This window comes from Aliishimia ponticola, assembly GCF_004803475.1.
GTDB classification, from domain to species: domain Bacteria; phylum Pseudomonadota; class Alphaproteobacteria; order Rhodobacterales; family Rhodobacteraceae; genus Aliishimia; species Aliishimia ponticola.
The window spans coordinates 739724-762146 of sequence record NZ_SRKY01000002.1 but is presented as its reverse complement, the minus strand read 5'-3'; the positions used below and the strand labels follow the sequence as shown (position 1 = coordinate 762146).

22 protein-coding genes are annotated in these 22423 nt (G+C 60.0%); 15 read left to right on the top strand and 7 right to left on the bottom strand.

Features of this window, described 5'->3' with window-relative positions:
• Position 1 precedes the first annotated feature (1 nt).
• The 6 genes from E4Z66_RS10040 to coxB all read right to left on the bottom strand — a co-directional run bounded on the left by E4Z66_RS10040 (position 2) and on the right by coxB (position 4207).
• Entirely contained in the window at positions 2-682 is a 681-nt protein-coding gene (locus E4Z66_RS10040) for an SURF1 family protein (RefSeq protein WP_136462852.1), read from the bottom strand.
• A 105-nt stretch (positions 683-787) separates the two neighbouring features.
• Positions 788-1594: a cytochrome c oxidase subunit 3 gene (locus E4Z66_RS10035; RefSeq protein ID WP_136462851.1), complete on the bottom strand. Its 807-nt coding sequence runs from the start codon at positions 1592-1594 to the stop codon at positions 788-790.
• Between the two features lie 24 nt (positions 1595-1618).
• Positions 1619-2194 carry a cytochrome c oxidase assembly protein gene (locus E4Z66_RS10030; RefSeq protein WP_136462850.1) on the bottom strand — a complete coding sequence of 192 codons (576 nt, stop codon included), beginning with the start codon at positions 2192-2194 and terminating at the stop codon, positions 1619-1621.
• Entirely contained in the window at positions 2191-2358 is a 168-nt protein-coding gene (locus E4Z66_RS10025; RefSeq protein ID WP_136462849.1) for a cytochrome C oxidase assembly protein, read from the bottom strand. The genes E4Z66_RS10030 and E4Z66_RS10025 overlap by 4 nt, the downstream gene beginning before the upstream one ends.
• Entirely contained in the window at positions 2349-3290 is a 942-nt protein-coding gene (gene cyoE, locus E4Z66_RS10020; protein WP_136462848.1) for a heme o synthase, read from the bottom strand. Before cyoE ends, E4Z66_RS10025 begins: the two co-directional genes overlap by 10 nt.
• 74 nt (positions 3291-3364) lie before the next feature.
• Positions 3365-4207 (bottom strand): cytochrome c oxidase subunit II, encoded by an 843-nt coding sequence (gene coxB, locus E4Z66_RS10015; RefSeq protein ID WP_136462847.1) that lies wholly within the window; start codon positions 4205-4207, stop codon positions 3365-3367.
• A gap of 189 nt (positions 4208-4396) precedes the next feature.
• Between coxB and tldD the strand changes: the two genes are divergently transcribed.
• The 6 genes from tldD (at position 4397) to E4Z66_RS09985 (ending at position 11845) form a co-directional block, all read left to right on the top strand.
• A complete protein-coding gene (gene tldD, locus E4Z66_RS10010) occupies positions 4397-5821 on the top strand; it encodes a metalloprotease TldD (protein ID WP_136462846.1) in 1425 nt (474 codons plus the stop codon).
• 198 nt (positions 5822-6019) lie between these two features.
• Entirely contained in the window at positions 6020-7213 is a 1194-nt protein-coding gene (dprA, locus tag E4Z66_RS10005) for a DNA-processing protein DprA (protein ID WP_136462845.1), read from the top strand.
• A 127-nt stretch (positions 7214-7340) separates the two neighbouring features.
• Positions 7341-9962: a type I DNA topoisomerase gene (gene topA, locus E4Z66_RS10000; protein WP_136462844.1), complete on the top strand. Its 2622-nt coding sequence runs from the start codon at positions 7341-7343 to the stop codon at positions 9960-9962.
• Between the two features lie 42 nt (positions 9963-10004).
• Entirely contained in the window at positions 10005-10391 is a 387-nt protein-coding gene (locus E4Z66_RS09995) for a VOC family protein (RefSeq protein WP_136462843.1), read from the top strand.
• A 123-nt stretch (positions 10392-10514) separates the two neighbouring features.
• Positions 10515-11219: a CoA transferase subunit A gene (locus E4Z66_RS09990; RefSeq protein ID WP_136462842.1), complete on the top strand. Its 705-nt coding sequence runs from the start codon at positions 10515-10517 to the stop codon at positions 11217-11219.
• Positions 11219-11845, top strand: coding sequence for a 3-oxoacid CoA-transferase subunit B (locus tag E4Z66_RS09985; protein ID WP_136462841.1), 627 nt, complete (start codon positions 11219-11221; stop codon positions 11843-11845). The genes E4Z66_RS09990 and E4Z66_RS09985 overlap by 1 nt, the downstream gene beginning before the upstream one ends.
• Positions 11846-11901: 56 nt before the next feature.
• On the opposite strand, the gene E4Z66_RS09980 is transcribed toward E4Z66_RS09985, so the two are convergent.
• Complete coding sequence (locus E4Z66_RS09980; RefSeq protein ID WP_136462840.1) at positions 11902-12723, bottom strand: lytic transglycosylase domain-containing protein; 822 nt, start codon at positions 12721-12723, stop codon at positions 11902-11904.
• 371 nt (positions 12724-13094) lie between these two features.
• Between E4Z66_RS09980 and E4Z66_RS09975 the strand changes: the two genes are divergently transcribed.
• The 9 genes from E4Z66_RS09975 to E4Z66_RS09935 all read left to right on the top strand — a co-directional run bounded on the left by E4Z66_RS09975 (position 13095) and on the right by E4Z66_RS09935 (position 22410).
• Entirely contained in the window at positions 13095-13274 is a 180-nt protein-coding gene (locus E4Z66_RS09975; RefSeq protein ID WP_136462839.1) for a hypothetical protein, read from the top strand.
• 239 nt (positions 13275-13513) lie between these two features.
• A complete protein-coding gene (gene cpaB / locus E4Z66_RS09970) occupies positions 13514-14383 on the top strand; it encodes a Flp pilus assembly protein CpaB (RefSeq protein WP_136462838.1) in 870 nt (289 codons plus the stop codon).
• 194 nt (positions 14384-14577) lie between these two features.
• On the top strand, positions 14578-16035 hold the full coding sequence (locus E4Z66_RS09965; RefSeq protein ID WP_136462837.1) for a type II and III secretion system protein family protein: 1458 nt from the start codon (positions 14578-14580) through the stop codon (positions 16033-16035).
• A gap of 27 nt (positions 16036-16062) precedes the next feature.
• Positions 16063-16734 carry an OmpA family protein gene (locus E4Z66_RS09960; RefSeq protein WP_136462836.1) on the top strand — a complete coding sequence of 224 codons (672 nt, stop codon included), beginning with the start codon at positions 16063-16065 and terminating at the stop codon, positions 16732-16734.
• A gap of 298 nt (positions 16735-17032) precedes the next feature.
• Entirely contained in the window at positions 17033-18274 is a 1242-nt protein-coding gene (locus E4Z66_RS09955) for a CpaE/TadZ family protein (RefSeq protein ID WP_136462835.1), read from the top strand.
• A 22-nt stretch (positions 18275-18296) separates the two neighbouring features.
• Positions 18297-19736, top strand: a complete 1440-nt coding sequence (locus E4Z66_RS09950) for a TadA family conjugal transfer-associated ATPase (RefSeq protein WP_136462834.1) — start codon at positions 18297-18299, stop codon at positions 19734-19736.
• 14 nt (positions 19737-19750) lie between these two features.
• A complete protein-coding gene (locus E4Z66_RS09945) occupies positions 19751-20713 on the top strand; it encodes a type II secretion system F family protein (protein ID WP_136462833.1) in 963 nt (320 codons plus the stop codon).
• Between the two features lie 11 nt (positions 20714-20724).
• Positions 20725-21708, top strand: coding sequence for a type II secretion system F family protein (locus E4Z66_RS09940; RefSeq protein WP_136462832.1), 984 nt, complete (start codon positions 20725-20727; stop codon positions 21706-21708).
• Between the two features lie 150 nt (positions 21709-21858).
• On the top strand, positions 21859-22410 hold the full coding sequence (locus E4Z66_RS09935; RefSeq protein WP_136462831.1) for a tetratricopeptide repeat protein: 552 nt from the start codon (positions 21859-21861) through the stop codon (positions 22408-22410).
• Positions 22411-22423: the final 13 nt, after the last annotated feature.

Here is a 22423-nt window from a genome sequence, read left to right as displayed (position 1 = left end):
GTCAGTCTTTCTTGTTTCGGCTTCGCCAGACGAACAGGAACGTCATCGCCCCCCAGATCGCGGCCAGCGAAAACCACGTGATCGCATATTGTAGGTGATCGTTCGGAATGCCAGCGGTATCGACCGGCCAAGGCGTTGTTCCCAACACCGTGTTCGGTGCGGCCCGCAAAACCAGCAGGATCGGGCGCGTGTCATAGGCCTGCGCCATGGCGGGAACGTCACGGGCGAACCAGAAGTTGTCCTTTAGGTCCGGCGCGGGCGTGAATCCATCCGTCTCGCGCGGCCAATCAAGGTTGCCGGTCAGCATGACAGGGACGGTCGGCAGCGGAGCCAGCGCGGTGTCATCCTCCGTCCAGCCAATATCGACGAGGATGCGACCATCCGTCAGCGTCTCAAACGGAACGATATGGCGATGGACAGCACCGATCTGGCGGCGCGAAGCCAGCATCTTCGCCTGCACGTCCGGCACAAACCGCCCTTCGACCCGGACCGGCAGATACCGGTCGGCATCTGGGTCAGGCTGCACCGGAAGGGGCACGGGATCGGCCGCGATGCGGGTTTCGATATCCGCCAGCAGCGCCTCTTTCCAGCCAAGTCGCTGCACCTGCCATGTGCCAAGCGACACAAGCAGCGCGATCCCACCCAGACCGATCACCAGCGGAAACAGCAGACGCCAGTTCATGGCTCCCCCAAAGAGCTCGCCCAAAGAAACGGCGCGCGAAGAACCCTCCGCGCGCCTGCATGTGTTAGCCCTCCCCCCCGGCAATGCCAAGAGGATGAAAGACCCTTAGGGCTGACCCCAGAGGTAAACCGCGAAGAACAGGAACAGCCACACCACGTCGACGAAGTGCCAGTACCAAGCGGCGGCTTCGAAACCGATATGCTGTTCGGGCGTGAAGTGGCCCTTGATCGCGCGGATCAGGCAGACCGTCAGGAAGATCGTGCCGATGATCACGTGCATACCGTGGAAGCCAGTCGCCATGAAGAAGTTCGAATAGAACTCATCCCCGCCGAACTGCCATTCCTCATGCGCCAGCAGGTGATAGTATTCATAGGCCTGCAGCACGGTGAAGATCGCCCCAAGGAAGATACCAATGGCCAGACCGTTGATCAGGTCCTTGCGGTTATTGCCATGGACCAGCGCGTGGTGCGCCCATGTCACGGCACAGCCCGACAGCAGCAGGATCAGCGTGTTGATCAGCGGCAGGTGGAACGCATCGACCGCGTGGATATTCGGCGCGACATATTCGGTGCCGGCATATGTCTCCATCGGGTAGATGACGTGCTTGAAGAACGACCAGAACCAAGCGGCAAAGAACATCACTTCGGACATGATGAACAGGATGAAACCATAGCGCAGACCGATCCGTACGACCGGCGTGTGATCGCCTGCCTTGTTCTCGGCAACGGTTTCGGACCACCACGCGAACATGGTGTAGAGCACGCCGACAAAGCCAGCGAAGAACATCAACGAGGTGACGCCGTGCATCCAGAGCACGCCCCCGAAAAGCATCACAAACGCCGACACCGATCCGGCGAAGGGCCAGATGGAGGGGTTCAGAATGTGGAAATCATGGTTTTTGACATGCGCCATGGCGTATCCCTCTTGGTTTTGGCGTCAGTTTTTCACTGTCGTTGTGTCTTGATCAAGGGCGGCGAAGCCCTCGGGCAGATCGATTTCATAGAACGTATAGCTAAGCGTGATCGAATGCACATGCTCGCCATCGCGGTCGGTGACGATTTCCGGATCGACATAGAACGTAACCGGCATCTGCACCCGTTCACCCGGTTGCAGGACTTGCTCTTCAAAGCAGAAGCAATCGATTTTTGTGAAGAACCCGCTCGCCTGATAGGGTGCGATATTGTAGCTGGCCGAACCGGCGACGGGAACGTCCTTCGGGTTATACGCCTCGTAGAAGGCAAGCCCGGTTTCCCCGATGCGCAGTTCCATCTCGCGCTGGACCGGCTTGAATTCCCACGGCATCCCGCGCTCAAGCGACGCATCGAAGCGCACCTTGATCGTCTGATCGAGGATTTCATCGGCGCCCGCCTCGGCCACCAGCGGGGTGCCCCCGAAACCGGTAACGCGGCAGAACCAGTCGTAAAACGGGACCGACGCCCACGCCAGGCCGCCCATCACCACGATGACAGCGACCAATTGAACAACGGTTTTCTGCGGGCCTTCCAGTTTCATTGCGACACCTCTTGTTCCGCCTTGGGAAGTTCGAAATCGCCTCGCGTCACCTTCACGAAGGTCAGCGAGAACACCAGCACGATGAAGCCGACTAACAGCAGACCGACGCCGATATTGCGCCCTTTGCGCCGCTGGTGCAGCTCATGTTCCTTGCTCAGAGCCATCCCCAGCCCCCATAGCCGAACGGGCGCAGCGCTGCTTCCAGCAGGATCGCCCCGAAATGCAGGAAGAGATAGAGCAGCGAGAGCTTGAAGAAGCTTTTCTCGACTGCGTAATCATCGGCTTCCGCCTGCACCTCATCCCGGCGCCAAATCTCGATCGCCCCCTTGAGGAACAGCGCGTTCAGCACCGCCGCAACCGCCAGATAGATCGGACCGCCGATGGACGTCGCCGCAGCGGCCAGCGCAAAGACGGCAAGGAAAACGGTATAGACTAGGATGTGGTTGCGCGTCGCGGGCCGCCCGTGCGTAACCGTCAGCATCGGCACGCCGGCATCATCATAGTCGGACCGCATGAACAGCGCCAAAGCCCAGAAATGCGGCGGCGTCCACATGAAGATCAGCGCGAACATCAGCCACGCTTCGATGGTCACAGACCCGGTTGCGCAAACCCAACCGATCATCGGAGGAAACGCGCCCGCAGCGCCGCCAATCACGATATTCTGCGGCGTCGAACGTTTGAGCCACATCGAATACACGACGGCATAGAAGAAGATGGTGAAGGCCAGCAGCGCGGCGGCCAGAAGATTCGCGGCCAGCCCCAGCATGACAACCGCCAGACCGGAGAGCGCAACACCAACGGCCAGCGCCTCGCCCGGTTCGACCCGGCCCGAGGGGATCGGGCGCTTGGCCGTCCGGCGCATCACCGCGTCAATATCCGCGTCCCACCACATGTTCAGCGCGCCCGAGGCCCCGGCCCCGATCGCGATAAACAGAATGGAGGCAAAGATTTCGACCGGGTGCATCGGCACCGGCGCCGCCAGAAGCCCGACCAAAGCGGTAAAAACCACCAGCGACATCACGCGCGGCTTGAGCAGCGCGAAATAGTCGCCCAGTGTCGGCTCGTAGTCCCGGCTCAGGTCAGTTGCTTCGGTCATTGCTTTCCTTTGCTGGGAACCGCGTGCGGAACACGCGGCCCTTGCAGGGTTTCAACTGAAACGTCAGGCGCAGATCAGTTCGACGCCACGTCGTAGTCGAGCGGCTTGCCCGCGTACTGGTCGATCGCGCCTTGCAGCCATGCATCATAGGCTTCTTGGCTGACCACTTTCACGGTGATCGGCATATAGGCGTGGTCCTTGCCGCAAAGCTCGGAGCATTGGCCGAAATAGATGCCTTCCTTCTCGGCGGCGAACCACAGTTCGGCCAGGCGGCCAGGTACGGCGTCTTGCTTCACGCCAAAGGCCGGAACGGTCCAGGAGTGGATCACGTCAGCGCCTGTCACCTGCACAACAACTGTTGCGCCAACCGGGATGACCACGGCGGTGTCTGTCGCCAGAAGATACTCAGACTGGCTGTAACCCGCCTCTTCCAGATCTTCGCGCGCCAGCATGAAGCTGTCGAAGGCGAATTCGTGGTCGACATACTCATAGCCCCAGTACCACTGGTACCCGGTCGCTTTGATGGTGATGTCAGCCTCGGGGATTTCCTGCTGCTTGAACAGCACCGGCAGGGAGAAGGCGCCAATGAACACGAGGATCACAATCGGCACGATTGTCCACGCAACCTCAAGCGGCGTGTTGTGCGTGAATGTGGACGCTTTCGGGTTCGCTTTCTTGTTGTAGCGCGCGATCACAAAAAGCAGCAGCCCGGTCACGAAAAGCGTGATCACGGTGATGATCACGAGAATCATGCCGTCGAGCCATTGCGTATCCCGTGCGATTTCCGAAGCCGCAGGTTGGAAGCCCATCGCACCGTCGCGCGGTGTACCGATGATCGGGAGGTTTTCCTGTGCCAGAGCGGGCGCGGCGGCGGCAAGAGCGGCCAGAAGGCTGAAGCCTTTGAGTAGCTTGTTCATCTGCGGTCCTGATCTTGTGTGATCACTGTTGGTTTCAGGACACATCCACATCGCAGTGTGCATCCCGTTGTATTCTGTGCAGCTTACAATCATATTCTGACCACAAGATAAAGAGTGTGAGTTGCGGCAAACAGCCGCTTTCTGCGGCACGCGCTCTGCTGAACCCACCACAATGAAGGGACCGCACCGATGGCTGACGCCCCGTTTGACCCGTTTTCCGACACGCTGGAGAAGCAAGCCGCGCTGACCCGGCTGCGCGCGGCCACCGATGGCGCCGATGATGGCGAACTCTTTCTTGAACGTCGGCGGTCCGAAGCCTTGGTCTTTGATGACGGGCGGCTCAAGACCGCAAGCTTCGATGCTGCGCAGGGATTTGGGCTGCGCGCCGTGTCCGGCGAAGCGGTCGGCTATGCGCATTCCTCCGAACTCAGCGATGCGGCTCTGGCACGCGCGGGCGAGACTGTGCGCCTGGCCGTGACAGGTCAAGGCGGCGTGCTGGCGGATACTCCGCAGGCGACGAACCGGCGGCTTTATACGGATGCAGACCCGATTGCCGGGACCGAATTCGGCGTCAAAGTCGAAACGCTGCGGGAAATCGACGATTTCGCCCGCGCGCTGGATTCGCGGGTAATTCAAGTCTCCGCCACTATCGCGGCCAGCCATCAGGAGGTCGTGATTCTGCGCCCCGATGGACATCTGGTTTCAGATGACCGCCCGATGACCCGGCTGAACGTCTCCGTGATCGTCGAACAGAATGGCCGGCGCGAAAGCGGTTCTGCCGGGGGTGGCGGGCGCTATCTTCTTGAAGGCGGTGTGCTCGACCGCGCCGACTGGGAAGCCAAAACGCGCGAGGCGCTGCGAATCGCGCTTGTGAATCTGGACGCAGAACCCGCGCCCGCTGGCGTCATGGATGTCGTGCTTGGACCGGGCTGGCCGGGCATCCTGCTGCACGAGGCCATCGGCCACGGGCTGGAGGGGGACTTCAACCGCAAGGGCGAGTCGGCTTTCGCCGGGCTGATGGGCCAGCAAATCGCGGCCAAGGGCGTGACCGTACTTGATGACGGGACAATCCCCGACCGCCGCGGATCGATCACCGTCGATGACGAGGGCACGCCTTCCGGCAAGAATACCCTGATCGAAGACGGTGTGCTGGTCGGCTATATGCAGGACCGTCAGAACGCGCGCCTGATGGGTGTCACCCCGACCGGGAATGGCCGCCGCGAAAGCTATGCACATGCGCCGATGCCGCGCATGACCAATACCTACATGCTGGGCGGCGACGCCACACGCGAAGACATCGTCGCCGACCTCAAGGACGGGATCTATGCGGTCGGCTTCGGCGGCGGACAGGTCGATATTACCAACGGGAAATTCGTTTTCTCCTGCACCGAAGCCTACCGCGTTCGAAACGGCAAGGTCGGCGCACCGGTCAAGGGCGCAACGCTTATTGGTGACGGCGCGACCGCGCTCAAACAGATTCGCGCGCTTGGCAACGATATGGCGCTTGATCCGGGCATGGGCAATTGCGGCAAGCAGGGCCAGTGGGTGCCGGTGGGCGTGGGGCAACCGACCGTGATGATCGGGGGACTCACCGTGGGAGGGTCCGCCGCGTAACGCGCAGGGCATATTTACTAACAATTGAGGTGATTTTAGTGACGCTAATTGGCGTCACCCTGCGGGGCTTTGTACGAGCGTTAATATTTATTAATGGCTTAGCCATCCTTAATCTCCCCCAAAATAGTGAGGTACGTGTTTAGAGGTTGTTAACCTCCTTCGCACTAAAGTGAGGGTGCAACAGGTTGGAGAGCGAGGATGGCCGGAGAAAGTTTTTCTTCTTCCACTCACCCCCCACTCCCACCCACCACGGAAGATATCCGGTTCACCAGCCTCCGCCTGTTGCGCTCCCGTCGTGTCGGGGCCACCACCTTCCACAGATTACGCGCCGAACATGGAAGCGCACGCGATGCCTTGGCCGCCTTGCCAGACGTCGCCCGTGCCGCCGGTGTCTCTTCTTACGAAATCTGCCCCGAGGGCGTCATCGCCGCTGAATTGAAAGCCGGTGCGCGCGCCGGTGCCGTCTTGCTGGTGCATGGCTTTGCCGGGTATCCGGACGCGCTGGCGGATCTTGCCGATGCGCCGCCGGTTCTCTGGGCGCTGGGGCGGCTTGATTTGCTGAACAAACCGATGATCTCGCTGGTCGGCGCGCGCAACGCGTCGTCACTGGGCACGCGCATGGCAAAGGCGCTGTCACGCGAACTTGGCGAAGAAGGTCATGTGGTGGTGTCGGGCCTGGCGCGTGGAATCGACGCCGCCGCCCACTTGGCGGCCCTTCCCAGCGGAACGATTGCGGTGCAAGCAGGCGGTGTCGACGTTATATACCCTGCCGAAAACGCCGATCTGGCAGATCGCATCGCCAAGGACGGGCTGCGCCTGTCCGAACAACCGATGGGGCTGCAACCGATGGCGCGCCATTTCCCGGCCCGCAATCGAATCATCGCCGGGTTGGGCCGCGCCTGCGTCGTGGTCGAGGCGGCCGCCAAGTCAGGCAGCCTGATCACCGCGCGCGACGCCGCCGATCTTGGCAGGGAGGTCATGGCCGTGCCGGGCCATCCGTTCGACGCCCGTGCCGCAGGCTGCAACATGCTGATCCGCGACGGGGCCACCTTGATCCGCCGGGCAGCGGATGTGATCGAAGCGCTTGGCCCTCTGGCACATCCCGGCTTGGAAAAACTGGCCGGCGGCGACCCCGTGCGGCCCCTGCCCGCCCCGACCTCCGCGCGCGCCAGCGGCACCGCGGAAACGATCCGCACCAAGCCGATCGCCACCGACATCGCGAAACTGCACAGCCAGATTCTCGACCGGCTCGGCCCCACCCCTGTGCCCGAAGACCAGTTGATCCGCGACCTCGCGGCCACGCCCGCCAGTTTGAGCCCGGCGCTGACCGAACTCGAGCTGTCCGGTGAGATTACGCGCCATTCCGGGGGGCTCCTCAGCCGGAGCAACTGACCCGCTCAGCCTCATCTCGCCAGAAATCGGGCGTTCGAACCACGCCATTGACAATCATGCAATCGCCACCACATGTTCCGCCGCCATAGACTCACCTTTGGTTTCAATAACGAGGTCGCCCCGGATTATGCCCGTCGTAGTTGTCGAATCTCCTGCTAAAGCAAAGACAATTAACAAATATCTCGGGCCGGATTACACCGTCCTCGCCTCTTACGGGCACGTTCGGGATTTGCCGCCAAAGGACGGCTCCGTTGATCCTGACAACAGTTTCGACATGCTTTGGGAAGTCTCCAGCGACAGTAAAAAGCACGTCAAAGCCATTGCCGACGCGCTGGCCGAAGATGGCGAACTGATCCTCGCAACCGACCCCGACCGCGAGGGCGAGGCGATCAGTTGGCACCTGCAAGAAGCGCTGACCAAGCGCCGGTCGATCAAGAAAGACACCCCGGTCAGCCGCGTGACCTTCAACGCCATCACCAAGGATGCCGTGGCCGAAGCGATGGCCCATCCGCGCCAGGTCGACATGCCTTTGGTGGAGGCGTATCTCGCCCGCCGCGCATTGGATTACCTTGTAGGCTTCAACCTGTCGCCGGTGCTTTGGCGCAAGCTGCCCGGCGCGAAATCCGCCGGACGGGTGCAATCGGTCTGCCTGCGCCTGATCGTCGAGCGCGAGATGGAAATCGAAGCCTTCCGCGCACGTGAATACTGGTCGGTCAGCGCCGTTCTGGCGACTCCGCGCGGTCAGGAATACGAAGCCCGGCTTACGCTGCTGGCGGGCAAGAAACTCGACAAATTCGATATCGAAAACGAGACGCAGGCCGAAATGGCCGTGCAGGCGATCACTTCGCGCGATCTGAAGATCACCTCGGTCGAAGCGAAGCCCGCCTCGCGCAACCCGTCTGCGCCATTCATGACCTCGACCCTGCAACAGGAAGCCAGCCGCAAGTTCGGCATGGGTGCGCGCCAGACCATGAGCGCGGCGCAGCGTCTGTATGAAGCAGGCTACATTACTTATATGCGAACCGACGGGATCGACATGGCGCCCGAGGCCGTGCATGCCGCCCGCGATGCGATCAAGGACCGCTATGGCGCGGAATATGTTCCGTCCTCCCCGCGCATGTACAAGAACAAGGCGAAGAACGCGCAGGAAGCGCACGAATGTATTCGCCCGACCGACATGACGCTGGACGCCAAGGCGATCAAGGTGACCGAAGACGATCAGCGCAAGCTTTACGATCTGATCTGGAAGCGGACGCTGGCCTGCCAGATGGAAGGCGCCCGGATGGAGCGCACAACGGTCGAGATCGGCAGTGACGATGGCGAGGTTGGCCTGCGCGCCACCGGTCAGGTCATGCTGTTTGACGGTTTCATGCGTGTGTATGAAGAAGGCCGCGACGATGAGGTCGTTGATGATGACGACAAGCGCTTGCCGCAAATCTCCGAAGGGGAACCGGCTGAAAAGCGCGGCGTCACCCCGGCGCAGCATTTCACGCAGCCGCCCCCGCGCTATACCGAAGCGACGCTGGTCAAGCGCATGGAAGAACTTGGGATCGGGCGGCCGTCGACCTATGCGTCGATCGTCACCACGATTCAGGACCGCGAATATGTCCGCAAAGACAAGAACCGCCTGATTCCCGAAGACAAGGGCCGGTTGGTCATCGCGTTCCTCGAAAACTACTTCCGCCGCTATGTGGGCTATGACTTCACCGCCTCGCTCGAAGAAGAGCTGGACGACGTCAGCGCAGGCGAACGTGACTATAAAGATGTGTTGAACCGCTTTTGGCAGGATTTTTCTGCCGCGATTGCGGAAACCTCCGATCTGCGCATCACCGAGGTGTTGGAGAAGATCAACGAAGTTCTGGAGCCGCATCTTTTCCCGGCCAAGGAAGACGGCAGTGATCCGCGCCTTTGCCCCAATTGCGGCGAAGGGCGCCTGTCGATGCGCACGGCGCGGTCGGGTGGGGCGTTTATCGGCTGCTCCAATTACCCCGAATGCCGCTACACGCGCCCCTTCGGCCCGCCGGGCATGGAAGATGACAGTGCGATCCCGCCCGAGGGCAAGCTGCTGGGCGAAGATGCCGGCGACGAGATTCGGATCTTCAAGGGCCGGTTCGGCCCCTATGCCCAGCGCGGTGCCGTGACGGAAGAACAGCCCAAACCGCCGCGCCAATCGATTCCCAAAGGCTGGACACCCGAGGAAGTGACGCTGGAACAGGCGCTGAAGCTGCTCAGCCTGCCCCGCGAGATCGGCCCGCACCCGGATGATGGCGTGATGATCTGGGCCAATATCGGGCGTTATGGTCCCTATCTGAAACATGCGGACAGTATCTCCAATCGGGGCGGCACCAATGCCAATCTCGAAAGTATCGAGGACGTCTTCGAAATCGGCATGAACCGTGCGGTCGAAGTGCTGGCCGCCAAGCCGAAGCGCGGCAAACCGGCCCCGGCCACGCCGCTGAAGGAACTGGGCGAGCACCCGGACGAAGGCGGCCCGATCAATGTGATGAAGGGGCGCTATGGCCCATATGTGAAGTGGGGCAAGGTCAATGCCACTCTTCCCGACACGTTGGAGCCCGATTCCGTAACGCTGGATCAGGCGCTTGAACTGATCGCGGCCAAAGCATCGAAGGGCGGCGGCAAGAAGAAAACCGCGGCAAAGAAGAAGCCCGCTGCCAAGAAAAAGGCCCCCGCCAAGAAGCCAGCCGCGAAAAAGGCTGCGGCAAAGAAAGACGTGGCTGAAAAAGAGTGACTTTTCTGGTAGGCTTGCCCTGACACCAAAGGGGGGCCTGTCATGTCACAGCTTCACGGCACATTCTGTTGGAACGAATTGAACACGCGCGATCCCGACGGGGCCGCGCACCATTATGCGTCGCTGATGGGCTGGCAGATCGAAACTGCCCCCATGGCCGACGGATCGAATTATCATGTCGCCATGCGGGGCGACACACCGGTCGCCGGAATTTTCGATATGCGGCCCCATGCTTTTATGAATGGCATGCCCGACCACTGGTTCAGCTATATCGCCCATGATGACGTGGATCGCGCCGTGACCGATTTCGAAGCGGCCGGTGGAGCGGTGCGCCGCCCGGCCTTCGATGTGCCGGGCACGGGCCGGATCGCGATTGTCGTCGACCCGATTGGCGCGGTGATCGGCCTGATGACGCCGGGGACGATGTAACTGCGTAAATGCGCGCAATGCTCCGTCACCGACGCTGGCAGCGTCCGAAGGCCGGGCGCTTACATTGACTTCACGTAAGCGCAGCGCAATACAGACGCGACACCAGATCCAACGGAGTTTTCCATGAAGAAAGTCTACGGGTCCGCGAGCGATGCTCTGGACGGCCTCCTGTTCGACGGGATGTTCATCGCCGCCGGCGGCTTCGGCCTCTGCGGCATTCCCGAATTGCTGTTGCAGGCGATCAAAGACGCCGGCACCAAAGACCTGACCTTCGCGTCCAACAACGCGGGGGTCGACGATTTCGGCATCGGCATCCTGCTGCAGACCCGGCAAGTGAAGAAGATGATCTCTTCCTACGTGGGCGAGAACGCGGAATTCATGCGCCAGTATCTGTCGGGCGAGCTTGAGCTTGAGTTTAACCCGCAAGGCACATTGGCCGAGCGGATGCGTGCAGGTGGCGCAGGCATTCCGGGCTTCTACACCAAGACCGGTGTGGGAACCGTCATCGCCGAAGGCAAGGACCACAAGGACTTCAACGGCGAGACCTATATCATGGAAGAAGGCATCTTCGCCGACCTCGCCATCGTGAAGGCATGGAAAGCGGATGAGACCGGGAACCTGATCTTCCGCAAGACCGCGCGCAACTTCAACGTGCCCGCCGCGACTTGCGGCAAGGTCTGCATCGCCGAGGTCGAAGAGATCGTGCCGACCGGCTCGCTCGATCCCGACGCGATCCACCTGCCGGGCATTTACGTGCACCGGATCATCAAGGGCGATCACGAGAAGCGGATCGAACAACGCACCGTGCGCAAGAAGGAAGACGCATAATGGCTTGGGACCGGAACCAGATGGCCGCTCGGGCGGCGCAGGAATTGCAGGACGGGTGGTATGTGAACCTTGGCATCGGCATACCGACGCTGGTCAGCAACTATATCCCCGAGGGAATCGAAGTGACTCTGCAATCTGAGAACGGGATGCTGGGCATGGGCCCCTTCCCGATCGAAGGCGAAGAGGACGCGGACCTGATCAATGCCGGCAAGCAGACAATCACCGAATTGCCGCAGACTGCCTATTTCGACAGTGCGACAAGCTTTGCGATGATCCGCGGCGGCAAGATCGCCATGGCGATTCTGGGCGCGATGGAAGTGGCCGAGAATGGCGATCTGGCGAACTGGATGATTCCAGGCAAGCTGGTCAAAGGCATGGGCGGCGCGATGGATCTTGTGGCCGGTGTGGGGCGTGTGGTCGTCGTGATGGACCACACCAACAAGCATGGTGACAGCAAGGTGCTGAAGGAATGCACGCTGCCGCTGACCGGCAAAAGCGTCGTGGACCGCATCATCACCAATCTGGGCGTTCTGGACGTGGTCGAAGGCGGGCTGAAAATCGTCGAATGCGCGGATGGCGTCACCGAAGACGAACTGCGCGCCGCAACACAAGCGACCATCGTCTGATACCAGCGCCGGAAACCGACACGGTTTCCGGTTCGTTTTGCGTGCCGCAAAACGGACTACTGCATCAAGGCAAAGACACAGCCATCACTGGCAAGCACCGGTGGCGTGCGGCACAGGCCGCGCGCCACTTGAAACGCCGCAAGAACCTTCGGGACATAATCGCGCGTCTCGGCAAATGGCGGCACACCTTGATGGTTCCGCACCGACCCCTCCCCCGCATTATATGCCGCAAGTACAAGCAGCGGGTCGCCGTCGAACTCGCCCATCAGCCAATCGAGGTATTTTACCCCGCCCGCAATATTCTGCGACGGCTCGAAACTGTTCTCGACCCCGAACCGCGCCGCCGTGTCGGGCATCAGCTGCATCAACCCCTGCGCCCCCGCCGTACTTTGCGCATCCGCCTGCCCAGCCGATTCCACGGAAATCACCGCCAGCACCAAGGCCGGCGACACCCGTGTTCCGACAGTCGCCCCAAGAATCTCGACGCCCCGCGCGCCTGCGATCTCTTGCAGCGCCTGCAAGCGAGGGGCCGGAACTTTCGTGCTGGCCCCGGCGAGCGCATGCATCGCCCCTTCAAGCCGCCCCGCACTGGCCAGCGCCAGATCCGGAGAGACCTTTTCCCAGAACCAGGGATAGCGTCCCGGGACATCCGGCGCGGGCGCCGCGTTTGCTGACGCCTCTGGCATTGGTGCCTTGGGCTGCGCCGCGCTTTGTTCAGACGGATCGATCTGCACGGTGATGCGCCGCTTGGTGCTGCTGGCCTTGGGCGCTTTGACATGCTTTGCCGAAAAATCAGGAAACGGCGCCGGTGTCTCTGCCACCGCGCCCTCTGCCAACAAAAATGCACCGAGGATAAAGAGTGCCTTAACTTTTTTCATGAGTCTGCCATTGCCGTTCCGGCTTTTTTCCACTGCTCGGAAACAATTTCGCAAAAAACGAAGGATCACGCCAGAAAAGGCTGACAAAGAAGAACAACGCATGCGAGAATCTGGCCAGAAAACAACTATTTTGCACCAAATATTCTCGTTTTCTCGTCAATAGACGTAAACGTTTTCAAACACTTAACCCCCTGCCACCGTCCTTTCCCTCAAGTTCCGCGAAAAGCCCGTTTTCCCGCCCAAATCATGCCCCAATCGGAGGCGCATATAGGGTCATACCAAGTCGGGCACAGGCCAATGAGAGAGAGGCGGCCTGAGCCACACACGGCAAGGTACTATGTAAACTGAGTGATCCTTTGGAGGGACATACCATGATCAAGTTCATCAAGAACTTCCGCAAAGACGAAAACGGCGCCGTTACAGTTGACTGGGTTGTGCTGACTGCTGCCGTTGTTGGCCTGGCCGTTGCTGCTTACACCTCGATCGAAACCGGTGCGACTGGCCTGACCGGCGACACCGAAACGTTCCTGGACGGCCAAGACCCGAACTAAGGTCTCGTCTCGTTTGACGAACAAGGAGCCGCGTCCGACATCGGGCGCGGCTTCTTGCTTATGAAAGACCCCCGCACGGCCAGGCTTGATTGGTACGGTGCCGGGTCGCCATCGCGCAGAAGCGCGCCCCACTGTCTCCTATCCTATGGCTGAAAATCGCCACAATCGTCTGCCATTCGTCAGCCAGAGCAGACTCGCCGGGCCAATGCACCGGCGTGATTGAATAAAGAGGTGTTAATATGCGCGTCGTTTTCGGATTGGTACTTATGGCCGGGCTCGCTCTTGCAGGCGGTGCGGTCTACATGGCGAAAAATTATATCGGTCAATATCAGACAGCTCTCGCCAAAGAGCGGGCAGCACGGGAGAAGATGGTCAAGACCGTCCCTGTCTATGTTGCCGAACGTGCGATGAAATACGGTGAAGAACTGACGCTTGAGGATGTGCGCACGGTCGATTGGCCCGAAAACGCCATTCCGGAGGGCGCGTTTAACGCCGAAGAAGATCTTTTCTCCAGGGGTGTGGACACACCGCGCGTCGTTCTGCGCGCAATGGAAAAAGACGAAGCCATTCTGGCCGTTAAAGTCACCGAACCGGGCGAAGATGCCGGGATCACATCGCGTCTGGAACGCGGGATGCGGGCCTTCGCGCTGCGTGTGGACGTGGCCTCGGGCGTGTCCGGCTTCCTGCGCCCCGGCGACCGCGTTGATGTCTATTGGACCGGCAAGGTGGCAACGGGCAAAAGCGGTCAAGTTCTCGGCGATGTGACGAAGTTGATCGAATCCGGTGTCCAGTTGATCGCGGTCGACCAAACGGCAAGCGGGGATCTTGATGGCGCGCTGGTGGCCCGGACGGTGACAGTCGCGGCCACGCCGCAACAGGTTGCATCGCTCGCCCAGGCGCAAACCACCGGACGGCTCTCGTTGAGCCTTGTCGGCGCCGGTGACGACGTCGTCGCCGAAGCGATCGAAGTCGACCAATATCGCCTTCTGGGGATCGAACGGGAACAGGAAGCAGCCCCCGAAGTGAAGAAAGCAGAAGAAAAAGTCTGCACGATCCGGACGCGCCGCGGTGCAGAAGTGGTCGCCATTCCGATCCCCTGCCCCGACTAAACGTCAACGCTTTCATTGCCTTAGCCTAAGCGCGCCCCACCCGGCGCGCTTTTGCGTTTTCTACCCTTGTTGCGAATTACCCACATTCACCGGGACCGGGAAGGTCTTGATTCTTGCAATAAATTTCAATTTGCCGCAGATTGACGACAATAACCGGAAAACCGGCCATCGAGCGTGACATAGAGGCAGGTCACATGAAAATTGACAGAATATTGAAATCAGCCCTTCTCGGGCTGTCACTTTGCGTAAGCCCGCTTGCGCTCGTGTCTGACATCACCGCCCAGGCGAATAACCTGCGTGTGGTGAAAAAGGGAACGTCCTCGACGTTGAATGTTCCCATGAACCGCGCGGTTGTCGTTGAAAGCGAAACCCCATTCGCGGAACTTTCCATCGCCAACCCTGGCATCGCGGATATTTCGTCGCTGTCGGATCGGACAATCTACGTTCTGGGCAAAAGCCCGGGCCTGACCACGCTGACCCTTCTTGATGCGTCGGGCCAACTGATTACCAATGTCGATGTCCGTGTGGCAGCCGACGTCACCGAGTTCAAGGAACGGCTGCGGCAGATTCTTCCCGGTGAGAAGATCGAAGTGCGCACCGCCAATGACGGTATCGTGCTGTCTGGCGTCGTATCCTCTGCCGCGCGCCTGCAACGCGCGCTTGATCTTGCAGAGCGTTACGCACCGGACCGCGTGTCGAACCTGATGGTTGTCGGCGGTATTCAGCAAGTCATGCTGAAAGTGCGCTTCGCGGAGATGCAGCGTTCCGTTTCCAAATCGCTGAGCTCGTCCCTGGCACTGAACGGCACCACCTTTGGTGGCGATCTGGGCATCAATGGCGGCACCGGGACAACCGTTGGCTCTGGCGGGGTGGCGAATTCGCTCTCCGGTTCGGTTCCAGCGGCGAACGAAAACGCGGGCGCGATGGTGTTCGGCTTCAATGCCGGGTCGATGCAGATCGGCATCCTGCTGGAAGCGCTTGAACAAAAAGGCGTCGTACGAACCTTGGCGGAACCGAACCTTGTTGCCCTGTCCGGGCAAGAGGCCACGTTCCTTGCCGGCGGTGAGTACCCGGTTCCGGTTTCCAGATCTGACACGGCGACCGGCTCCACCGGCATTACGGTCGAATACAAACCGTTCGGCGTTGAAATGAACTTCATCCCGCGCGTCGTGGACAGGGACATCATCAACCTTGAACTGAAAGCCGCCGTGTCGGCAATCGACCCGGATAATGGCTTTGAAGTCAACGGGTTCGAGATCGACGCCTTCACCCGCCGCGAGACGACAACCACCGTGGAAATGCGGGATGGCGACAGCTTTGCCATCGCGGGTCTGTTGCAGGACGACTTCCTCGACAGCTCCTCGCAGCTTCCATGGCTGGGCGATGTTCCGGTTCTTGGCTCGCTGTTCCGCAGTGCGAACTACCAGCGCAACCAGACAGAACTGGTGATCATCATCACCGCGCATCTGGTGCAACCGACCCGTGGCGAGGCCCTGGCCCTGCCGACCGACCGGGTTGCCCTGCCGACCGAGCGTGACCTGTTTCTTAACGGCAATGTTGCCGGACGCACCAACCGCCGCCCTGTAAAGGGTGCGGCCGGGGAAGTTGCGAAACAGGATTTCAGTGGGTCTTATGGGTATGTTCTGGACTAAGGGACAAGCAGCGAAAGGACTTGAGCCGTGAAACACTCCAAAGTGATAAGCCTCGTGGCCGGGCTGGGTCTGCTCAGCGCCTGTGCCAATACGAGCGATCCGATCTACACCCAGTTCTTCCGACCAGCCGGTGCGCTGATCGATAACGGAGAATTCGGGCGGGCGACCCAGAATAACGTTCTGATCCAGACCGGGCAGGAACAATATGTCTATGATCTGGCGCAGCGCTTCTCGGAAGAGGTGCTGACGACAGTCAACTTCGCCTTCAACAGTGCGGCGCTGGATGCCGGGGCACGCGATACATTGCGCGAACAAGCGCGCTGGATCCGTCAGTTCCCCGAGGTTCAGTTCCGCGTTTACGGCCATACCGACTTGGTTGGCGGCAACAGCTACAACAAAAGCCTCGGTTTGCGCCGGGCCCGTGCGGCGGTGAACTTCCTTGTCAGCCAGGGGATTTCGCGTGACCGGCTTGAGGCTGTTGTATCCTTCGGGGAAACCCAACCGCTGATCGTGACCCAAGGCCGCGAACGTCGCAATCGCCGCACCGTGACCGAGGTATCGGGCTTCGTGCAAGGCAGCCCGCTGGTGCTGGATGGCAAATACGCGCAGATCATCTATCGCGACTATATTGCCAGCGCTCAGGCGGAAAGCGAACTGCGCACGATGGAAGACGGACAGATCGAAGAAGTCGCCCAGTAAGGTTTCTTCCTAAAATCGACAACATTTAGAGGCGTGGCCATACCGGTCACGCCTCTTTTGGTTCGGTTAACTAGTGAACCAGTAAGGCTCCTGCCCCACTATTGTTCGAAGAAACCCAACTAATGCGGAAGTTTGGCCCCAATCTCGCCCAGATTGACTGCAAAACATTGGTCAATGGGACACGTGCGTTCGATCCGGGTGGGTTGGACGCGGGGTGAAAGCAAGGCATTTTTGAGCTGGATTAACCTGACTTCAAGATTGCTCTGCCAAAGCCCTTATATAAAAGGACAAGTTGGCAATGAGCAGCGTAATGCCACAACCAGAATTGGCCCCGATCGTCGCATGTACGGTCTGCCGGGACGTTCAAAACTTCGATCTCCTGATCGAAGACATGGAAGCTGCTCTGGGGGAATCCTGGGGCGATCTCGGCTTTGCCGAGGCCTTGGCCTTCTTCGGCCAACCTGAAGCAGAATCATTGGAATTCATAGCCTTGGCGATCGACAGCGAGGATGAGGAAAACCTCGTCATGCTGACCGAGATCGTCAATCAGGCCGTCATTCGTGACATCGCCGTCATTCTTATTGCCGAAGATGTCTCGCCCCCCACACTGCACGCCTTGATGCGCCAGTCGAACGGCGAATTCGTCCCCTATCCCCTGCCGGAAAACGAATTGGCAGAGGCGATTGCCCGGACGAAACAGAAAAACGATCCGAAAGTCGCCGCAGGCGCCGACAACAGCCCGCGACTTGATAGCAATGCCGACAAGCAAGGCGCCGTTTTCGCGGTGCATGGGCTGGCCGGCGGCGTGGGTGCGACGACCCTGGCCGTGAACCTGGCCTGGGAATTGGCGAATATCTCGAAAGAGGCTGCGCCTTCGGTTTGCCTTCTCGACCTCGACATGCAGTTCGGAAGTGTTTCCACCTATCTCGACCTGCCGCGGCGCGAGGCGGTATATGAAATGCTGTCCGAGACAGAGACAATGGACGACGAAGTTTTCGGGCAGGCATTGCTCAGCTTCGAAGATACGCTCAGCGTTCTGACATCGCCCGCCGATATGCTGCCGCTTGAAATGATCTCGCCCGAGGATATCAGCCGGCTGATCGCCATGGCCCGCGCGCATTTCGATTACGTCATCATCGACATGCCCTCTACGCTGGTACACTGGACAGAAACCGTTCTGACGGAATCCCACGTGTATTTCTGCCCGATCGAACTGGATATGCGCTGCGCCCAGAACACGCTGCGCTTCAAGCGGGCCCTTCAATCCGAAGAGCTTCCCGTTGAAAAACTGCGCTATGTCATGAACCGGGCGCCGAAATTTACCGACCTGTCGGGCAAGTCGCGCGTGAAACGCATGGCCGAAAGCCTCGACATTTCCATCGACCTGCTCCTGCCCGATGGCGGGAAGCCGGTGCTTCAGGCCGCCGATCACGGCCTGCCCCTTGTCACGCAGGCCGCGAAGAATCCCCTGCGCAAGGAAATCGCCAAACTGGCACTGCAAATCCATGAACTTCAGGAAACGGCCGCCAAGGCTGCCTGAACGTCGAAAGGACCGTTAACGCATGTTCTCGAAATACAAGAAACAAGCGTCTGAGAAACCGGCACCTGCTACGGCACTGGAACCCAGCCCGCAGCCCTCGCCCGAGGCGGCGGCAAAATCCTCCGTCGTGCGGCGTCCCTCTTCCAAGGCGGCGGCGCAGCCCGTCCCCATGGACAAGGAGCGTAAGCGCAAAGAGCGCATGGGCGACATCAAGCTCGAACTGCACCGCGCCTTGCTGGACAACCTCAACCTGTCCGCTTTGGAAACCGCGACCGAACAGGATTTGCGGTCTGAAATCAACGCCATCACCGGCGAAGTTCTTGAAGAAAAGGCCATCGTGCTGAACCGCGAGGATCGGCAACAGCTCAATCAGGAACTCTTTGACGAGGTCACCGGCCTTGGCCCGTTGGAAACGCTGCTGAAAGACGACACCGTCAACGATATTCTGGTCAATGGCCCGCAGCAGATCTTTGTCGAACGCGCGGGCAAGCTGCAGTTGACCGACGTCACCTTCAAGGACGAACGCCACCTGCTGCGGATCATCGACAAGATCGTGTCCGCCGTGGGCCGGCGTGTCGATGAATCCAACCCTTATGTTGACGCGCGCCTCAAAGATGGCTCGCGTTTCAACGCAATGGTGCCGCCGATTGCGGTGGATGGCTCGCTCGTCTCCATTCGTAAATTCAAGAAAGACAAGCTCGGCATCGACGACCTTGTGAATTTCGGCGCGTTTACCGAAGAAATGGCCGCCTATCTCCAGGCCGCCGTCGCCACCAGGCTGAATATCATCGTCTCCGGCGGTACCGGTTCCGGTAAAACGACGACGCTGAATGCGCTGTCCTCCTTCATCGACAATGCCGAGCGCATCCTGACGATCGAGGATACCGCCGAACTTCAACTGCAACAGACCCATGTGGGCCGGATGGAAAGCCGTCCGCCCAACGTGGAAGGCAAGGGTGAAGTCAGCCCGCGCGATTGTTTGAAAAACGCGCTGCGGATGCGTCCTGACCGTATCATCGTGGGGGAGACCCGCGGCGAAGAGGTTATCGACATGTTGCAGGCCATGAACACGGGCCACGACGGTTCGATGACCACGATCCACGCGAACTCTGCCCGTGACGGTATCAGCCGTCTGGAGAACATGATCGCCATGGCCGGGGTCGAAATGCCGATCAAGGCCGTGCGCTCGCAGATTGCTTCGGCTGTGAACCTGATCGTGCAGGCCTCGCGCTTGCAGGACGGCTCGCGGCGGATGACCTCCATCACCGAAATTACCGGGATGGAAGGGGACGTGATCTCCATGCAGGAAGTGTTCCGCTTCCAGCGCGTCGGATTGACCTCTGACAACAAGATCATCGGCCATTTCACCGCGACCGGCGTGCGCAGCAACTACGCCGAACGCTTCCGCCTTTGGGGGTACGATTTGCCCGCATCCATCTACGAACCCGTGGCCGCGCAGTAACAGGAGCCGGAGTAATGAGTGCAGAACCAATCATCTACGGCCTGATCTTCATCGGTGTCCTCGTACTGGTCGAGGGCATCTATCTGGTCGCCTTCGGCAAATCCATCAGCCTCAACAGCCGTGTGAACCGGCGGCTGGAAATGCTCAACAAGGGCAATTCCCGGGACGAGGTGCTGGAAAAGCTGCGCAAGGAAATGCAGCAGCATATGCGTGCGCGGTCGATCCCGCTCTATTCCCTTCTGGCGGATAAGGCCCAGAAAGCGGCCATCGCATTTACGCCCAAACAGCTGATCCTGATCATGGTCGGTGTGTCATTCGTCGCCTTCATCGGCCTGTCGATCGGCACCGCGACCGAACCGCCCGTGCGCATTCTGATGTCGATCGGCATCGGTGTTGGCGGCGTCTATTTCTGGGTGTCGTCCAAGGCGAACAAACGTCTGTCGATGCTCGAAGAACAGCTTCCCGACGCCATCGAACTGATGGTGCGCAGCTTGCGCGTCGGCCACCCCTTCTCTTCCGCCATTTCCATCGTCTCGAAGGAGGTCGCGGATCCGCTGGCCTCCGAGATGGGCGTTATCTCGGACGAAAGCGCCTATGGCCGCGATGTGGGCGAGGCGCTCAAGGACATGGCCGAACGGCTGGACATGCAGGATTTGCGCTTCCTCGCCGTGGCCGTAACGATCCAGCAGCAATCGGGTGGTAACCTTGCGGAAATCCTCGCCGGTCTTTCCAAGGTGATCCGGGCCCGCTTCCGCCTGTTCCGCCGTGTGAAAGCCATCACCGCCGAGGCACAGTGGTCCGGCAAATTCCTGTCCGCCTTCCCCGTCGTGGCGCTGATCGTGATCAACGTCTCTGACCCGCATTACTACGACGAAGTGCGCGATCACGCGATGTTCATTCCGGCCTGTTTCTTCGTGGGCATCATGCTGGCGCTGAACCTCTACGTGATGCGCGTTCTGACCAACATTAAAGTTTAAGGGTTCGTTCCATGGGTTTCTTGAAAACGATCAACGACTTCCTGGTTGAGTATCTGGGCGATCTCGGTCCGATCATCCTTGTCGGGGTCTTGGGCCTTGTCATCGTGGCGATCACCGTCTCCATGATGCTGGCACAACCCGAAGACCCGCTGGAAAAACTGAAAAAAAGTGCCAAGGCCGGCACCACCCAGAAGGGCGAAAAAGAACGCCTGCGCCAAGGTGGCCGGAACGAACAGCTTGAGCGGTTTTCCAAGTTCCTCGAACCCGAGGACGTGGCAGAGCTGAGCAAACTGCAACTGACCATGCGCCAGGCCGGGTATCAGGCCAAGGACGCGGTGCTCATGTACCATGCGGCGCAGTTCGTTCTGGGCATTGTCGGCCTGATTGCCGGCGTGACCTATGTGGCCTTCTTCATCGGCGACCCGGCGGAAGTCGGCACCCAGAAAATGGTCATGTACGCGCTTGGCCCCGGCTTCATCGGGTATTACCTGCCGAAATACTGGATCACCAAACGCGTGGAAGAGCGTAAGGAACAGATCACGCAGGGCTTTCCCGACAGTCTCGACATGATGCTGGTTTGCGTGGAAGCGGGCCAATCGCTGGATCAGGCGATCACCCGCGTGGCCAAGGAACTGCGCGCTTCCTGCGCGGCGCTGGCTGACGAATATGAGATCGTCAGCTACGAGATGAAGGCCGGTAAAGACAAGTCGTCGGTTCTTCAGGATATGGGCGAACGGTGCGGCGTTCAGGACGTGTCGTCCTTTGTGACCGTGCTTGTTCAATCCGCGACCTTCGGTACCTCGATCTCTGAAGCGCTCCGCGTCTACGCGTCGGAAATGCGCGACAAGCGGGTTATGCGCGCCGAAGAGGCCGCCAACAAGCTGCCCACCAAGATGACGCTGGCGACAATGATGCTGACGGTTCCGCCGCTTCTGGTCATCCTTGTTGGCCCCTCGGTCCACGGCATCACGCAGCTGGGCAACATGTCCAAATAGCGAGTCCCCCAGAACACAGCCTGTAAAAACCGCGCTTCACGGCGCGGTTTTTCTTTGCTTTTTCGGTATTTTCCGGAAAGCTTCAGCAAAAAAGAGAGCAGGCAGTTTCGAATGACTAACAGGCACCCCGGAATCCGGCCGGTGCGCGCTATGGCGCTTGTGGCTTTCCTAAGCCTGTGCGCGGCTTGCGCGCAGGGGCTTGGTGCGCGCGGCGACGGCGTGTTCGCACCCGGCGTCAACCGGCTTGCCACCGCGCAGGATGGCGTCGAAGTGGGGCACCGGTTGATCAATGCCGGGGAATACGAACTGGCGTTGCGTGCCTTTGCCCGCGCAACCTTGGAACGCGGCGAGACAGACGCTGAAATCTTGCTGGGTCTGGGCACCGCCAATCTTGGTCTGGGGCGTTTGCACCAGGCCGAGCGGATGTTCCGGCTGGCGCTGGAAAAAGAGGCTGACTGGCCTGAGCTTTACAACAATCTCGGCGTGACTCTCATGGAACAGGGCCGGACCGCTGAGGCGGCCAATGTGTTCCGAAAGGGTTACGCGCTCGATAACGGGCAGACGGATGAGATCCGCAACAACCTCAGATTGGCCCTGTCCAAAACGGACGAATTCGGCCATACTTCGGGGCAAGATCAAGAAAATGGATACAAATTGGTGCGACGCGGGACCGCTGATTACAAGATCCGCAAGACACCATGATCGAGGCAAGAGC

What these genes read in the sequence shown, in the direction of transcription:
- E4Z66_RS09945 (WP_136462833.1), top strand. Translation starts at nt 19,751, where the DNA reads ATGAGTGCAGAACCAATCATCTACGGCCTGATCTTCATCGGTGTCCTC.
- cyoE (WP_136462848.1), bottom strand. Translation starts at nt 3,290, where the DNA reads ATGACCGAAGCAACTGACCTGAGCCGGGACTACGAGCCGACACTGGGC.
- coxB (WP_136462847.1), bottom strand. Translation starts at nt 4,207, where the DNA reads ATGAACAAGCTACTCAAAGGCTTCAGCCTTCTGGCCGCTCTTGCCGCC.
- tldD (WP_136462846.1), top strand. Translation starts at nt 4,397, where the DNA reads ATGGCTGACGCCCCGTTTGACCCGTTTTCCGACACGCTGGAGAAGCAA.
- topA (WP_136462844.1), top strand. Translation starts at nt 7,341, where the DNA reads ATGCCCGTCGTAGTTGTCGAATCTCCTGCTAAAGCAAAGACAATTAAC.
- E4Z66_RS09965 (WP_136462837.1), top strand. Translation starts at nt 14,578, where the DNA reads ATGAAAATTGACAGAATATTGAAATCAGCCCTTCTCGGGCTGTCACTT.
- E4Z66_RS09985 (WP_136462841.1), top strand. Translation starts at nt 11,219, where the DNA reads ATGGCTTGGGACCGGAACCAGATGGCCGCTCGGGCGGCGCAGGAATTG.
- E4Z66_RS10035 (WP_136462851.1), bottom strand. Translation starts at nt 1,594, where the DNA reads ATGGCGCATGTCAAAAACCATGATTTCCACATTCTGAACCCCTCCATC.
- E4Z66_RS09935 (WP_136462831.1), top strand. Translation starts at nt 21,859, where the DNA reads ATGGCGCTTGTGGCTTTCCTAAGCCTGTGCGCGGCTTGCGCGCAGGGG.
- E4Z66_RS09940 (WP_136462832.1), top strand. Translation starts at nt 20,725, where the DNA reads ATGGGTTTCTTGAAAACGATCAACGACTTCCTGGTTGAGTATCTGGGC.
- E4Z66_RS09995 (WP_136462843.1), top strand. Translation starts at nt 10,005, where the DNA reads ATGTCACAGCTTCACGGCACATTCTGTTGGAACGAATTGAACACGCGC.
- E4Z66_RS09980 (WP_136462840.1), bottom strand. Translation starts at nt 12,723, where the DNA reads ATGAAAAAAGTTAAGGCACTCTTTATCCTCGGTGCATTTTTGTTGGCA.
- E4Z66_RS09990 (WP_136462842.1), top strand. Translation starts at nt 10,515, where the DNA reads ATGAAGAAAGTCTACGGGTCCGCGAGCGATGCTCTGGACGGCCTCCTG.
- E4Z66_RS10040 (WP_136462852.1), bottom strand. Translation starts at nt 682, where the DNA reads ATGAACTGGCGTCTGCTGTTTCCGCTGGTGATCGGTCTGGGTGGGATC.
- cpaB (WP_136462838.1), top strand. Translation starts at nt 13,514, where the DNA reads ATGCGCGTCGTTTTCGGATTGGTACTTATGGCCGGGCTCGCTCTTGCA.
- E4Z66_RS09975 (WP_136462839.1), top strand. Translation starts at nt 13,095, where the DNA reads ATGATCAAGTTCATCAAGAACTTCCGCAAAGACGAAAACGGCGCCGTT.
- E4Z66_RS10025 (WP_136462849.1), bottom strand. Translation starts at nt 2,358, where the DNA reads ATGGCTCTGAGCAAGGAACATGAGCTGCACCAGCGGCGCAAAGGGCGC.
- E4Z66_RS09955 (WP_136462835.1), top strand. Translation starts at nt 17,033, where the DNA reads ATGAGCAGCGTAATGCCACAACCAGAATTGGCCCCGATCGTCGCATGT.
- dprA (WP_136462845.1), top strand. Translation starts at nt 6,020, where the DNA reads ATGGCCGGAGAAAGTTTTTCTTCTTCCACTCACCCCCCACTCCCACCC.
- E4Z66_RS10030 (WP_136462850.1), bottom strand. Translation starts at nt 2,194, where the DNA reads ATGAAACTGGAAGGCCCGCAGAAAACCGTTGTTCAATTGGTCGCTGTC.
- E4Z66_RS09950 (WP_136462834.1), top strand. Translation starts at nt 18,297, where the DNA reads ATGTTCTCGAAATACAAGAAACAAGCGTCTGAGAAACCGGCACCTGCT.